General features: G+C 70.6%; 14 protein-coding genes. 13 read left to right on the plus strand and 1 reads right to left on the minus strand.

Annotated elements, in window-relative coordinates; all coding sequences use genetic code 11:
* The 13 genes from PV679_RS25965 to PV679_RS26025 all read left to right on the plus strand — a co-directional run bounded on the left by PV679_RS25965 (position 1) and on the right by PV679_RS26025 (position 13,031).
* Entirely contained in the window at positions 1–813 is an 813-nt protein-coding gene (locus PV679_RS25965; protein ID WP_319682813.1) for an aldose 1-epimerase, read from the plus strand.
* Positions 814–892: 79 nt separating this feature from the next.
* Positions 893–1,432 carry an orotate phosphoribosyltransferase gene (gene pyrE, locus PV679_RS25970; RefSeq protein ID WP_319682814.1) on the plus strand — a complete coding sequence of 180 codons (540 nt, stop codon included), beginning with the start codon at positions 893–895 and terminating at the stop codon, positions 1,430–1,432.
* Positions 1,433–1,636: 204 nt separating this feature from the next.
* Positions 1,637–2,668, plus strand: a complete 1,032-nt coding sequence (fbaA, locus tag PV679_RS25975) for a class II fructose-bisphosphate aldolase (RefSeq protein ID WP_319682815.1) — start codon at positions 1,637–1,639, stop codon at positions 2,666–2,668.
* 74 nt (positions 2,669–2,742) lie between these two features.
* The gene (locus PV679_RS25980) at positions 2,743–3,912 is read left to right on the plus strand and encodes a MalY/PatB family protein (protein ID WP_319682869.1); all 1,170 of its coding nucleotides are present in this window, start codon (positions 2,743–2,745) and stop codon (positions 3,910–3,912) included.
* A 24-nt stretch (positions 3,913–3,936) separates the two neighbouring features.
* The gene (locus PV679_RS25985) at positions 3,937–5,400 is read left to right on the plus strand and encodes an MFS transporter (RefSeq protein WP_319682816.1); all 1,464 of its coding nucleotides are present in this window, start codon (positions 3,937–3,939) and stop codon (positions 5,398–5,400) included.
* A gap of 60 nt (positions 5,401–5,460) precedes the next feature.
* Complete coding sequence (locus tag PV679_RS25990) at positions 5,461–5,874, plus strand: DUF3151 domain-containing protein (protein WP_319682817.1); 414 nt, start codon at positions 5,461–5,463, stop codon at positions 5,872–5,874.
* Positions 5,875–6,050: 176 nt separating this feature from the next.
* Complete coding sequence (locus PV679_RS25995; protein ID WP_319682818.1) at positions 6,051–6,947, plus strand: DUF3152 domain-containing protein; 897 nt, start codon at positions 6,051–6,053, stop codon at positions 6,945–6,947.
* Between the two features lie 160 nt (positions 6,948–7,107).
* Positions 7,108–7,953 carry a tryptophan 2,3-dioxygenase family protein gene (locus PV679_RS26000; RefSeq protein WP_319682819.1) on the plus strand — a complete coding sequence of 282 codons (846 nt, stop codon included), beginning with the start codon at positions 7,108–7,110 and terminating at the stop codon, positions 7,951–7,953.
* Positions 7,946–9,274 (plus strand): kynureninase, encoded by a 1,329-nt coding sequence (gene kynU, locus PV679_RS26005; protein ID WP_319682820.1) that lies wholly within the window; start codon positions 7,946–7,948, stop codon positions 9,272–9,274. The genes PV679_RS26000 and kynU overlap by 8 nt, the downstream gene beginning before the upstream one ends.
* Before the next feature lie 75 nt (positions 9,275–9,349).
* Entirely contained in the window at positions 9,350–10,231 is an 882-nt protein-coding gene (locus tag PV679_RS26010) for an alpha/beta hydrolase (protein ID WP_319682821.1), read from the plus strand.
* A gap of 205 nt (positions 10,232–10,436) precedes the next feature.
* Entirely contained in the window at positions 10,437–11,684 is a 1,248-nt protein-coding gene (locus PV679_RS26015) for a sensor histidine kinase (protein ID WP_319682870.1), read from the plus strand.
* A complete protein-coding gene (locus PV679_RS26020; protein ID WP_319682822.1) occupies positions 11,681–12,340 on the plus strand; it encodes a response regulator transcription factor in 660 nt (219 codons plus the stop codon). Before PV679_RS26015 ends, PV679_RS26020 begins: the two co-directional genes overlap by 4 nt.
* A gap of 106 nt (positions 12,341–12,446) precedes the next feature.
* On the plus strand, positions 12,447–13,031 hold the full coding sequence (locus PV679_RS26025) for a Uma2 family endonuclease (protein WP_319682823.1): 585 nt from the start codon (positions 12,447–12,449) through the stop codon (positions 13,029–13,031).
* A gap of 84 nt (positions 13,032–13,115) precedes the next feature.
* On the opposite strand, the gene PV679_RS26030 is transcribed toward PV679_RS26025, so the two are convergent.
* Positions 13,116–13,961, minus strand: coding sequence for a diacylglycerol kinase family protein (locus tag PV679_RS26030; RefSeq protein WP_319682824.1), 846 nt, complete (start codon positions 13,959–13,961; stop codon positions 13,116–13,118).
* Between the last annotated feature and the right edge of the window lie 29 nt (positions 13,962–13,990).

The raw sequence follows: 13,990 nt of genomic DNA on the forward strand, positions 1-13,990 counted from the left end.
GTGAGTAGCAGCGAAGAGAGCATCCGACTTGTGGCGGGCGACGCCGAGTTGACCATCAGCCCGGCGAACGGCTGCCGGATCAGCAGTCTGCGTGTCGCCGGGACCGAACTGTTGCGCCAGGGCGAGCGGTACGGCTGTTTCCCCATGGTGCCCTGGTGCGGGCGGATCGAGCACGGGCAGTTCCGAAACGGCGAAGTGGTCCGGCAGATGCCGCTCAACTCCCCGCCGCACGCGATCCATGGCACCGGCCGGGACACCGCCTGGCGAACCGCGCGCGCCGGAGAGCGCGAGGCGGCGTTCACCTACGACCTCGCCGAGCCCTGGCCGTACAGCGGCCGGGTCACTCAGTCCTTCGAGCTGACCGAGGACTCGTTGAGCCTCACGCTGTCGGTGGAGACGTACGACACCTCGTTTCCCGCGCAGGCCGGCTGGCACCCGTGGTTTCTGCGCGATCCCGGCGGCGACGGCGAGAACGGCGGCGTACGTATCGACTTCACGCCGGCGTGGCAGGAGGAGCGAGGCGAGGAGCATCTGCCCACCGGCCGCCGCATCCCGCCGCTCCCCGGTCCCTGGGACGACTGCTTCGGCATGCCCGACGGTGTCGATGTCACTCTCACCTGGCCGGGCCTGCTGGAGCTCAAGGTCGCCAGCCGTGCCGAGTGGGTCGTGATCTACGACGAGCAGGCCGAGGCGGTCTGTGTGGAGCCGCAGTCCGGTCCGCCGAACGGACTCAACACGCTGCCGGAGCTGGTCACCCCGCTGGAGCCGCTGGAGATCGCGGCGACCTGGAACTGGCGGCGGCTCCAGGACTGACAAGACCGAAAGCGCGGCCCGGTTGGTACGGCGGCGGCAGCCCGGCGGCCGGCGCGGCGGCTCCTCTAAGCTCATGGCCATGAGTGATGTACGGGCTGAGCTGCTCCAACTGATCAAGGACAAGGCCGTGGTGCACGGCAGAGTGACCCTCTCCTCGGGGCTGGAGGCCGACTGGTACATCGACCTGCGCCGGATCACGCTGGACGGTCATGCCGCGCCGCTGGTCGGCCAGGTCATGCTCGACGCCACCGCCGAGCTGGACTTCGACTGCGTCGGCGGGCTGACACTCGGCGCCGACCCGGTGGCGACCTCGATGCTGCACGCCTCCGCCGCGCGCGGACAGCGGCTCGACGCGTTCGTCGTACGGAAGGCGCAGAAGGCGCACGGCATGCAGCGCCGCATTGAGGGCACCGAGGTCAAGGGCCGCCGCTGCCTGGTGGTCGAGGACACCTCGACCACCGGTGGTTCGCCGCTGACCGCCGTCGAGGCGGTCCGTGAGGCGGGCGGCGAGGTCGTCGCGGTCGCGGTTGTCGTGGAGCGTGGCGCGGCGCCGGTCATCGCTGAGGCCGGGCTTCCGTATATCAACGTCTACTCGCTGGACGAGCTCGGCCTCGGCTGACCCGGTCCGCTCTCTGAACCGGCCTGACCTGGCCTTCCGATGCGGGCTGGACTGTTTCACGTGAAACAGTCCAGCCCGCATCGCCGTAGAGGCGGTGCTCCAGGTGGACCGCGTACAAGAGTCTGGAAAGATGGGGCTGACGATGACGTCGCCCCCAGGTCAGGGACAAGCACCTCACACCCGCACATCACAAGGAGCGGCCCGATGCCCATCGCAACCCCCGAGGTCTACACCGAGATGCTCGACCGGGCGAAGGCAGGCAAGTTCGCCTACCCGGCCATCAATGTGACCTCGTCCCAGACCCTGCACGCGGCGCTGCGCGGCTTCGCGGAGGCCGAGAGCGACGGCATCATCCAGATGTCCACCGGTGGTGCCGAATTCCTGGGCGGTCAGTACAACAAGGACATGGTGACCGGCGCCGTCGCGCTCGCCGAGTTCGCGCATGTCGTCGCCGCCAAGTACGACATCACCGTCGCGCTGCACACCGACCACTGCCCCAAGGACAAGCTGGACGCCTATGTGCGTCCGCTGCTCGACATCTCCGCCGAGCGCGTCAAGGCCGGCCGTAACCCGCTCTTCCAGTCGCATATGTGGGACGGCTCCGCCGAGACCCTCGCGGACAACCTGGCCATCGCCGAGGAGCTGCTCGCCAAGGCCGCCGCCGCCAAGATCATCCTTGAGGTCGAGATCACTCCGACCGGTGGCGAGGAGGACGGCGTCACCCACGAGATCAACGACGAGCTGTACACCACCGTCGATGACGCGCTGCGTACCGCCGAGGCCCTCGGCCTGGGCGAGAAGGGCCGCTATCTGCTGGCCGCGTCCTTCGGCAATGTCCACGGCGTCTACAAGCCGGGCAATGTCGTGCTCCGGCCCGAGCTGCTCAAGGACCTCCAGGAGGGTGTCAGCGCCAAGTACGGCAAGCCCGCCGGCGGCCAGCCCTTCGACTTCGTCTTCCACGGTGGCTCCGGCTCCACGGCCGAGGAGATCGCCATCGCGCTGGAGAACGGCGTCGTGAAGATGAACCTCGACACCGACGCCCAGTACGCCTTCACGCGGCCCGTGGCGGACCACATGCTGCGCAACTACGACGGTGTGCTGAAGATCGACGGCGAGGTCGGCTCCAAGAAGGCCTATGACCCGCGCACCTGGGGCAAGGCGGCGGAGGCCGGTATGGCCAAGCGTGTCACCGAGGCGTGCGCCGCGCTGCGCTCGACCGGCACCAAGCTCAAGTAAGCCCACGTAGGACGTTCCGTACGTCGGGCCCGGCATCTCACGCGATGCCGGGCCCGCGCTGTGCCCGGAGGAGAATCACCGTGGGCTACGACTTCGACACCGCCATCGACCGCACCGGCACCTGGTGCGTGCAGTGGGACGGCGTCTCGGACCGCTTCGGCGTCGACGGGCTGCTCCCTTTCACCATCTCCGACATGGACTTCGCCTCGCCGCCCGAGGTGCTCGACGCTCTTCAGCGGCGCCTCGCCCATGGAGTGCTCGGTTACAGCGACTGGCGCAATGACGATTTCCTGTCCGCGATCCGCCACTGGTTCGCGACGCGGTACGCCACGGACATCGACACGGACCGTGTGGTGTACGCGCCTTCCGTGCTCAACCAGCTCTCGCAACTGCTGCGGATGTGGACCGAGCCCGGAGACGGTGTCGTCGTCCACACGCCCACCTATGACGGCTTTCTCAAGGCGATATCCGGCCTGGGACGCGAACTGCGTGGCGCTCCGGTCGGCGACACTGCCGCGCTGGAGCGGCAGCTCGCGCGGCCCGGCAGCAAGGTGCTGCTGCTCTGCTCGCCGCACAACCCCACCGGCACGGTGTGGACCGAGGACGAGCTGACGGAGTTCGCCCGGCTGGCCGAGGCGTACGGCGTCGCCGTCATCAGCGATGAGATCCACGCCGACTTCGTCCACGCCGAGTCCGTACCCGACGGCTACCGGCATCTGCCGTGGACGCGGTTCGGCACCGGCCGGTGGGCCCTCATCACCTCCGGCTCGAAGGCGTTCAACTTTCCCGCGCTGAGCGGCTCGTACGGAATCATCGGCGACCCCGGTGACCACGCGGCCTTTCTGCGGCGGATGGAGACGGGAGAGGGTCTCGCCTCGCCCGCCGTCCTGACACTGACCGCCCATATCGCCGCGTACCGCGAAGGCGGTCTCTGGCTGGACGCGCTCAACGCCTATGTGGCGGGCAATCTGCGGATGGTCGCCGACCGGCTGAACTCGGCCTTTCCGGCGCTGGACTGGCGGCCTCCGGAGGCCGGCTATCTGGCCTGGATCGACCTCCGGCCGCTCGGCGTCGACGACGACGCGCTCCAGCGGGAGCTGATCGAGCGTGAGAAAGTCGCGATCATGCCCGGCGCCACCTATGGCAGCGCGGGCTTTGTGCGGCTCAATGTGGGCTGTCCCAGGACCAAGGCGGAGCAAGGCATCGAGGCCCTGGTCCGCGCCCTCGGCCGGCTAGCGTCCTAGCCCCGGGCCAGGGATGATCCGGATATGGATATCCGACTGTCCTCGGCCAGAGGCCGGTGGGTCATTCTGACGACGGTGCTCGGCTCCAGCATGGCCATGCTGGACTCCACCGTCGTCAATGTCGCACTGCCTCATATCGGGGACAGTCTCAACGCGGATCTGGCGGACCTTCAGTGGACCGTCAACGCCTATATGCTCACGCTCGCCGGGCTGATCCTGCTCGGCGGCTCGCTCGGTGACCGGTACGGACGGCGGAGCGTCTTCGTCCTCGGAGTGGTCTGGTTCGCGATCGGCTCACTGGTGTGCGGGATCGCGCCCAATGTCGAAGTGCTGATCCTCGCGCGGGCGTTCCAGGGCGTGGGCGGTGCGCTGCTGGTGCCGGGATCGCTCGCGATCATCCAGGCGACCTTCCATCCCGACGACCGCGCGCGGGCCGTCGGACTCTGGTCGGGCTTCGGCGGAGTCGGCGCGGCCATCGGGCCGTTTGTCGGCGGCTGGCTGGTGGACGGGGCGGGCTGGCGCTGGGTGTTCTTCCTCAATGTGCCGCTGGCCGCGATCTGCGTGCCGGTGGCGCTGCGGCATGTACCGGAGTCGAAGGACCCGGCGGAGCACGGCCGGTTCGATGTGCTGGGCGCGGTGCTCGCGGCGGCGGCGCTGGCGCTGGTGACCTACGCGCTGATCGCCGAGGCGCTCTGGGAGGGCATCGCGGGTGTGCTGGTCGCCGTGGTCTTCGTACTGGTCGAGCGGCGGCGGGCCGACCCGATGCTGCCGCCGTCGATCTTCAAGTCCCAGCAGTTCAGCTCGGTGAACCTGGTGACGCTGTGCGTGTACGCGGCGATCGGCGGCTTCTTCTTCCTCATCCCGCTCCAGCTTCAGGTCGTCGTGGGCTATTCGGCGCTGGGAGCGGGAGCGGCCCTGCTGCCGACCACCGTTCTGTCGCTGCTGCTCTCGGCGCGGTCGGGAGCGCTGGGACAGAAGATCGGCCCGCGCATTCCGCTCACGGTGGGGCCACTGCTGTGCGCGGGCGGACTGCTGCTGATGCTGCGAGTGGGCCAGGGCTCCTCGTATCTGGCGGATGTGCTGCCCGCGCTGCTGCTGATGGGCCTGGGTCTGGTGACCCTGGTCGCACCGCTGACCGCGACGGTCCTGGCCTCGGTGGACACCGCCCGGGCCGGACTGGCCAGCGGTGTCAACAACGCGGTGGCCCGTGCCGCCGGTCTGCTCGCGGTGGCCGCGCTGCCGCTGCTGGCGGGCATGGGCCAGGAGGCGTACCGCTCGCCGCCGCAGTTCGACGCGGCGTTCCACCGCGCGATGCCGCTGGTCGCGGGAGCGATGGTGCTGGGCGCGGCGATCGCCTTCTGGCTGGTCCGTAAGCCCCGGGAGCCGGCCGAACTGCCCGAGTGCAGGATCAACTGCGCCTTGACGGCGCCGCCGCTGGAACCGCTGAAAGCGGAAGAACCCGGGGATCGTCCGGCGGCCTCGCCGTAAGGCATCGCTGCCTCCGGCCGCCGGCGGGAGGCCCGGGAGCGGGCAGGGCAGACTGTACGTATGGCCATCCATGAAAACCTTCTCGGGGGACCGCCCCCCACTCATCTGCCCGACGATCCCGAGCCGCGTGAGCTGCTCGCGAACGGGACGGCGCCCGCCGATGTCGCGGCGAAGTATCCGACCTCCTCACTGGCCTGGGCGCAGCTCGCCGACGTCGCGTTTGAGAACGGCCGGGTCGTCGAGTCGTACGCGTACGCCAGGACCGGCTACCACCGGGGGCTCGACGCGCTGCGGCGCAGCGGGTGGAAGGGGCACGGCCCGGTGCCGTGGGAGCACGAGCCGAACCGTGGCTTCCTGCGTGCCCTGCACGCGCTCGCCCGCGCCGCGCAGGCGATCGGTGAGCAGGCTGAGTACGAGCGCTGCTCGACGTTCCTGCGCGACTCCTCGCCGCTCGCGGCGGACACACTGGGCTGAGCAGCCTGTTTGATCAAGGGTCCCGTCATGGAACCTTTCGGAGGCCCCGCCCATCTCCCAGGGCGCGGGCCTTCGGTCTGTACGATCGCAGGCGCGGCAGAACCATCAGTCGCACCCGGCGCGAGGCCCCCCACTCACCTCATCCCCAGGGCCGGTCTCACAGGGAGAAGTCAGTTATGGGCAAGCGTGCCGAAGCCCGCCGGGGCCGCCGTCGCGGACATTCACGCGGTAGCGGAAGCAACCGTCGCCGCCCGCTCGCACACATAGTCCTGGCGGGACTCGGCCTGGCCGCCGTGATCGTCGGCGGCGGTGCCGCGCTCGCCTCCTGGCAGGGAGACGGAAGCCGGCCGGGCCCGTCCGGGGCCGGTGAGGTCGCGGATGTCCTGGTCTCGCCGCGGCTCACACCCACCGCGTCGCTCACGCCGAAGCCGCCGCCCTCGCCGTCCGCGCGCGCCGGTGCGTCCAAGGAGCCCGCGGCGAGCCCTTCCGTCTCGTCGAAGCCGCCCCGGGTGCCCGCCTCCGGCCCCGGCACCTTCACCACGGCCCGGACGCACGGCGACCGGGTCGGCTCGGGGCCGCTGCGGCGCTACCGGGTGCAGGTCGAGGAGGGGATCGACATATCCGCGTCGGAGGCCGCCGCCGAGATAGAGGACATCCTCGCCCATCCGCGGAGCTGGGCCGCGCACGGCCGGGGCGCCTTCCAGCTCGTCTCGTCGAACGCCGACTTCGTCATCCGGATAGCCACTCCGGCCACCGCCGACCGGCTCTGTCTCGCCCAGGGGCTCAATACCCACGGCGAGCTGAACTGCGAGACCGTCGACGGTGTCGTGGTCAATCTGCGCCGCTGGGTGCTGGGATCGCCGACGTTCGGCGGGCCGCCGGCCGACTACCGGCATCTCATCATCAACCACGAGGTCGGCCATGAGATCGGCATCCGCCAGCACCTGGGCTGCTCCGGTCCCGGCAAGCTCGCGCCGGTGATGATGCAGCAGATCAAGGGCCTCAACGGCTGCCGGGCCAATGCCTGGCCCTATGACGCGAGCGGGACGTACCTCACCGGTCCGCCGGTCTGAGACCCGGCCGCCGGCGCGGTGCGGCCGGCCGGTGGAGCGCCGCCGGGCTGACGGAGCCGGGCATACGCGGCCCGGATTATGATGCCCGCAGGGGACCGGAGCTCCGTAACGGCAAGGAAGGGGCGGACCGCTACCCGGTAGCAATATCGAGGAGACAGAGATGTCGCAGCACCCCGATGCCCCCGGAGCCGGTTCGGACGCCCCGAATCTCGACTTCGCCGGCACCACCCCCTACGAGGACTACGTCCAGGCGGACGTCCTCACCCATCTGCAGCATCTTCGCTCGGACGACCCCGGTGAGATGGTCTTTCTCGTCACCACCCAGGTCATGGAGCTGTGGTTCACCGTCATCGTCCATGAGTGGGAGACGGCCTCCCGCGCGCTGCGCGAGGACCGCACCGCCGTCGCGATCGACGCGCTCAAGCGGTCCGTGCGCGAGCTGGAGGCGCTCAACGCCTCCTGGAAGCCGCTCGGCCAGCTCACGCCCGCGCAGTTCAACTCGTACCGCGGTGCGCTCGGTGAGGGTTCCGGCTTCCAGTCGGCGATGTACCGGCGGCTGGAGTTCCTGCTCGGTGACAAGTCCGCGTCCATGCTGGTCCCGCACCGGGGCGCGCCGCGTGTCCACGCGGAGCTGGAGAAGGCGCTCCAGGAGCCGAGCCTGTACGACGAGGTGCTGCGGCTGCTCGCCCGGCGCGGGCTGCCAGTCCCGGCGGAGGTGCTCGACCGGGACCTCTCGAAGCGGTACGAGCCGTCGCCCGTGATCGAGGAGATCTGGGCCGGGATCTACGGCGACCCGGACCAGCACACCGAGCTGGTCCGGCTCGGTGAGGCGCTGACGGACGTCGGCGAGCTGGTGTGGCGCTGGCGCAACGACCACCTTGTGGCGACCCGGCGGGCGATGGGCTCCAAGACCGGCACCGGCGGCTCCGCGGGCGTGGCCTGGCTGGAGAAGCGGGCGACGAAGAACGTCTTCCCCGAGCTGTGGACGGCGCGCAGCCATGTCTGAGTCACTGTCCACCGACGAGTCGCTGTCCGGGCCGGTGGCCGTGCCGGTGTCCGGGCCGCTGTCCGGTCCCGAGCCGAAGGCCCGGTCCCTCGCCGGACGCGCCGCGGCGCTGGACGCCGAGGACGAGCTGGCCGGCCTGCGCGACCTGTTCACACTCGACGACGACACCGTCTATCTCGACGGCAATTCGCTGGGCGCGCTGCCCCGCCATGTGGCCGGGCGCCTTCAGGACGTCATCAGCCGGCAGTGGGGCGAGCTGCGCATCCGCTCCTGGACCGAGGGCGGCTGGTGGACCGCGCCCGAGCGGATCGGCGACCGGATCGCGCCGCTCGTCGGCGCCGGTCAGGGCCGGATCGTCGTCGGCGACTCCACCAGCGTCAATGTCTTCAAGGCCGTCGTGGCGGCCGTGCGCCTCGCGGAGTCCGCGGATCCGGCGAGGGACGAGATCCTGGTGGACGCCACCACCTTTCCCACCGACGGATACATCGCGCGGTCCGCGGCCCGGATGACCGGCCGGCGGATCGTGCCGGTCGATCCGGCGGAGCTGTCCGGCGCTCTCGGACCGCGTACGGCCGTGGCACTGGTCAACCATGTCGACTTCCGTACCGGCCGTCTGCACGATCTGCCCGGCATCACCGCGGCCGCGCACGCGGCCGGGGCGCTGGTCGTCTGGGACCTGTGTCACAGCGCGGGCGCCCTGCCGGTCGGACTGGACGAGCACGGCGTGGACCTCGCGGTCGGCTGTACGTACAAGTACCTGAACGGCGGGCCCGGTTCGCCCGCCTTCCTGTATGTCGCCGAGCGCCACCAGGCCGCCTTCGACTCCCCGCTGCCGGGCTGGAACGCGCACACCGATCCGTTCGCGATGGCCCAGGACTTCGCGGCGGCGGACGGCGCGGTCCGGGGCCGGGTCGGCACGCCGGACATTCTCTCCATGCTGGCGCTGGAGGCGGCCCTCGACGTCTGGGAGGGAGTACGCGTGGAGGCGGTGCGGGCGAAGAGCCTGGCGCTCACCGACTTCTTCCTGGAGTGCGTGGCGGCGTACGCCCCGGCCGGACGGGTCAGTTCGATGACGCCCGCCGCCCACGCCGAACGCGGCAGCCAGGTCGCCCTGCGCTGCGCCGAGGCACCGGCGGTCATGGCGGAGCTGATCTCCCGTGGTGTGATCGGCGACCTCCGCAGGCCGGACGTGCTGCGCTTCGGATTCACCCCGCTCTATGTGGGCTTCGCGGACGCGGAACGGGCGGCGCGGGTGCTCGGAGAGGTGCTGGCGGAGGTGCCTCGGCAGCCGGCCGGTGAGCAGCGGGACCGAGGGGTGTGATCGCGTCCCTTCGAGGCTGATACCGTCCCCGCTGACCAGGTCAATTCGGCCCCAGTACCGAAAGGTTGGAGCAACATGCCGGACCCCGCCGCGCACGACGCCGTTGCTCGTGACGCCGTGGAGACCGCATCGGTCTTCGCACGTCCGGCCGTCCCGCCGGATGTCACCGCCGCGTACGGCGAACATCCTGACCAGGTGATCGACTTCTACGCTCCGCGGGGAAACCAGGAGCGGGTGCCGCTGGTCGTCGTGCTGCACGGCGGTGCGTGGCGGGCGCCGTACGACCGGCTGCATCTCTCGCCGTTCGCCGACTTCCTGGCCCGCCGCGGTTTCGCCGTCGCCAATGTGGAGTACCGGCGGGGTCCGGAGACCGCGCCGCTGGACGGCGGGCCGGTCGCCGGACGCTGGCCGGAGACCTTCGACGATGTGGCCGCGGCCCTGGACGCGCTGCCCGCGCTGGTCGAGGCCGCGCTGCCGGAGGCCGACGCGCGGCGTGTCGTGGTGACCGGGCACTCGGCGGGCGGTCAGCTCGCGCTGTGGGCGGCGGCCAGGCATGTGCTGCCCGAGGGCTCGCCGTGGCGGCTGCCGGAACCGCCGCCGCTGCGCGGAGTCGTCGCGCTCGCGCCGATAGCGGATCTCGTACGCGCCGTGGAGCTGGATGTGTGCGGTGGCGCCATCCTGCAACTGCTCGGCGGCGAGGAGGAGTTCAAACAGCGCAGGGAGAGCGCCGATCCGGCCGCGCTGCTGCCGACCGGAATCGCGACGGCCGTGGTGCAGGGACGTATGGATCTCACCGTGCCGTATGCCGTCGCCGAGGCGTTCGTGGACGCGGCGGCCAGAGCGGGCGAGACGGTCGGGCTGACACTGCTGGAGGACGTCGGCCACTTGCCGCTCGTCGACCCGGCGGCGGACGCGTGCGCGGTGGTGGCGGAGGAGATCGCCCAGCTCGCCTGGTGACGCGTCCGGTCGGCGCCGGATGGTCCAGCCGGTGTGAGGCGGCGCACCCGGATCCGCTCCGTGCCTGGTGGGAGCGTGTAGTACCTGGGACGGACGCCGAAGGATCCGCATCGTAGGTGACGACCCCGTCCCTCCCGCCACCTACCGTGGCAACGTGACCGAGACAGATACCGGGAAGACCCGGAGCCCCGAGTTCCGCCTGGCCATGGGCGCGCTCGGCGGCCTGCGCCAGGACCTCTTCCACGATGCCTTCGCCTATCGTCCGCTGAGGCCCATGCGGACGGACGGTCCGCTGGTCAGCCGGCTGCCGGGCCGGATACGGGAGTACGCGGCCTGGACACCGCACGCCCTCGTCGTCGCCGCCGCGCTGATGGTGCTTTTCGTCGGCTTCGGCAGTGGCAGTGTGCTCGGCCTCTTCCCGGTGGTGCCGGTGCTGCTCACACTGGTCAGGCCGGTCGGCGCCTGGTGGATCTTCCTGATCGGCAACGGCCTGCTCAGCCTGGTCGCCGGCGGCGGCCTCGACGGCTGGCCCTGGACTCCTGAGGCCTTCGCCGCGTATCTCGTGGTGACGACGGTGGCCGCCATCCGCACCCGGCCGCGCACGGCCGCCTGGATGTGGCTGCTCACCGCGGCGTACGGGGTGTTCGCCGAGGCATTCCTGAACCGCGGCTACTACGGTTCCAACACCGTGCCGCTGCTCTTTGTCACCGCGCTGGTGCTGCTGACGGTGACCGCGTTCCACATCCGCCGCGAGGCGCGGCAGGAGGTCGCCGCGCAGCAGAGCGTCACCGCCGTCGAACGCGACCGGCGCACGCTGCTGGAGGAGCGCACCACCATCGCCCGCGAGCTGCACGATGTGGTCGCTCACCACATGTCGGTGGTCGCGATCCAGGCGGAGGCCGCCCCGTACCGGGTGGAGAATCCGCCGCCGGAGCTGGAGCAGGCCTTCACCACGATCCGGGAGAACGCCGTCGCCGCGCTGACCGAGCTGCGCCGTGTCCTCGGCGTCGTACGGGCGGAGGACTACCAGGCGCCGGACGCTCCGCAGCCCACGCTCGCCGATCTCGAAGGGCTTCTCGGCAATGTCAGGGACGCGGGTCTGACAGTCGAGAAGACGGTCACCGGCGCGGTACGCGAGCTGCCGCAGGGCGTCGAACTGTCGGCGTACCGCATCGTCCAGGAGGCCCTCAGCAATGCGCTGCGGCACGCGCCGGGCTCGACCGCGCGGGTCGAGATCTCGTATGTGCTCGGCGGCCTGGGCCTGCGGGTCGTCAACACCGCGCCGCGCGGCCTGGTCAAACCGTCGCCCGGCGCCGGGCACGGCATCACCGGTATGCGGGAGCGTGTGACGATGCTGAACGGCGAGATGACCACGGATCTCCTGGAGGACGGCGGCTATGAGGTCGCGGCGTTCATCCCGGTGGCCGCCGTACGTGACGGAGACGCGTCATGACGATCCGGGTGCTGATCGTCGACGATCAGGTGATGGTCCGCGAGGGTTTCTCGGTCCTGCTGAACGCGATGCCGGACATCGAGGTCGTCGGCGAGGCGGTGAACGGCCGCGAGGCCGTCAGTCAGGTCGACGCACTGCGTCCTGATGTGGTGCTGATGGACATCCGGATGCCGGAGCTGAACGGTATCGACGCGACCCGCGAGATCGTCGCGGCGGACGCCAACGCCAAGGTGCTGGTGCTGACCACCTTCGATCTCGACGAGTACGTGTACCAGGCGCTGCGGGCCGGGGCCTCGGGCTTTCTGCTGAAGGACGCCTCGGCGCGGCAGCTCGCCGACGGAGTACGGGTGGTCGCGTCCGGCGAGGCGCTGCTCGCGCCGACCGTCACCAGGCGTCTGATCACGGAGTTCGCCAAGCTGGCGGAGGCTCCGCGCGCACCGGCGATGGCCCGGATAGGTGATCTCACGGAGCGTGAGACGGAGGTGCTCGTCCTGATCGCGCAGGGCCTGTCGAACGCGGAGATCGCGGAGCATCTCGTGGTCGCGGAATCCACGATCAAGACGCATGTGAGCCGCATCCTGGTGAAGCTGGGACTGCGGGACCGTACGCAGGCGGCGGTGTTCGCGTACGAGGCGCGGCTGGTCACGCCGGGATAGCGGCGGTCCCGGTTGGTGATCACTCACACGGGTGAGCGGAGCTCGGATGCCGTACGGACCCGGCCCGGGCCCGTCACACTGGTCTCCGCCTGACGGGAGATGCACCATGACTGCTATGGCCGACCACATGTCCCCAATGACGCCGGCGGAGTTCGAGAGATTCGCCGCCGTGGAGTCCGAGACCGTCAGGCTTGAGTTCATCGACGGGCGGATCGGGGTCGAGGAGGCGGCGGACGGGGATCACGGAGAGATCATCATGTGGCTGATCACCCAGTGCATGCGGTCTCGGCCGGATCTTGCGCTGAACAACACGCAGGGGCTCAAGGTCGAGAAGTACCGCGAGGGCCGTGCCCGGCCGGACGGATCCCTGGTGCCTGTGGGGCACTTCGCCGGGCAGGGAGAGTGGGCCGACCTCGCCGGGGTGCTGATGACCGTCGAGGTCACCTCGTACGACTCCGACACCGGCCGACGGGACCGGAAGGAGAAGCCCCGGGCCTACGCCGACGTGGGTATCCCGGTGTATCTGCTGATCGATCGCGACGCCTGCACGGTCTCCGTGTTCAGCGTGCCTGACCCGGACGGCGGGCGCTATCGCCACAAGCACACGGTGACGTTCGGCGAGCGGGTCTCGCTGCCCGAGCCCGTCGGTATCGAGCTGGACACCGAGATCCTGAAGAACTACGTCCGCTGACGCGCACCGGCCGGCGTTCATCCACAGTCTGTGGATAACTGAACGCCTCGCCGGTCGTCACCGGCCGAGCACCCGGTCCGGCCGTCATGCCGCGTCCGGTCCCGAAGACGCTCCCGCGGGCAGCGTCAGTCCCCATGCCCCAGGTCGTAGCGTCCAGGTCCGGGTCCGGACCGGTCCGGTGACCCGGGCGTCCGCCCGGTAGCGGAAATCCGCACCCGACACCGTCACGGACAGTGCGCTGGCCCGGAGCGGCTCGGCCGACGCGTGCGTCCGGATCACGACCTCGGCCCGTCCGCCGCGCGAGCGCACCGTCACGCCCTCGACCGGCTCGTTCAGATCCCTCAGCAGCACACCGTCCGCCTCCACCCGCAGCCGGTGGCTGTGGGCCGCCAGGACGCCGGGAACCGGCCGTACCAGCGTGCGGACCAGCGAGCGGCAGGTGTCCCAGACGGACGGGACGGCCGGCGCCGCGCCCCGGCCGGGCAGGGCCGGTATCCGCAGATCGCCGAGCACCACGCCGTCGCTGTCGTCGACCAGCAGATCCAGCCGGCGCACCGCACCGTCCAGCACGGCGCGCGCCGCCGCCACCGTGCCCGTCGGTACGCCCAGCGAACGCGCCAGCTCCACGGAAGCTCCCACCGGCACCAGCGAGAGCGCACCGGAGGCCAGTTCCCGCTCCCGGTGCAGCAGCGCGACCACCCGAAGCAGCGCCCGGTCGTCGCCGATCACCACGGGCCGCCGGCTGCCGCGCCGGGCCAGCGCCCGCGCGAACTCCTCCGGCCCGTCGGGAAGGCAGATCTTCACGGACGCGCCCGCGCTCAGTACGTCCTTCGCGATCCGTACGGATTCGCCGTCGCTCCGGCGGGCGACCGGGTCGATGACCACCAGAAGCTGCTGCGCGCCGTCATAGGCGGGCTCTGGAGCCGACACCTCGGTCCTTCCTCGGGTAGCATCTTTGT

The organism is Streptomyces sp. AK02-01A, from assembly GCF_033795305.1.
Lineage (GTDB): Bacteria > Actinomycetota > Actinomycetes > Streptomycetales > Streptomycetaceae > Streptomyces.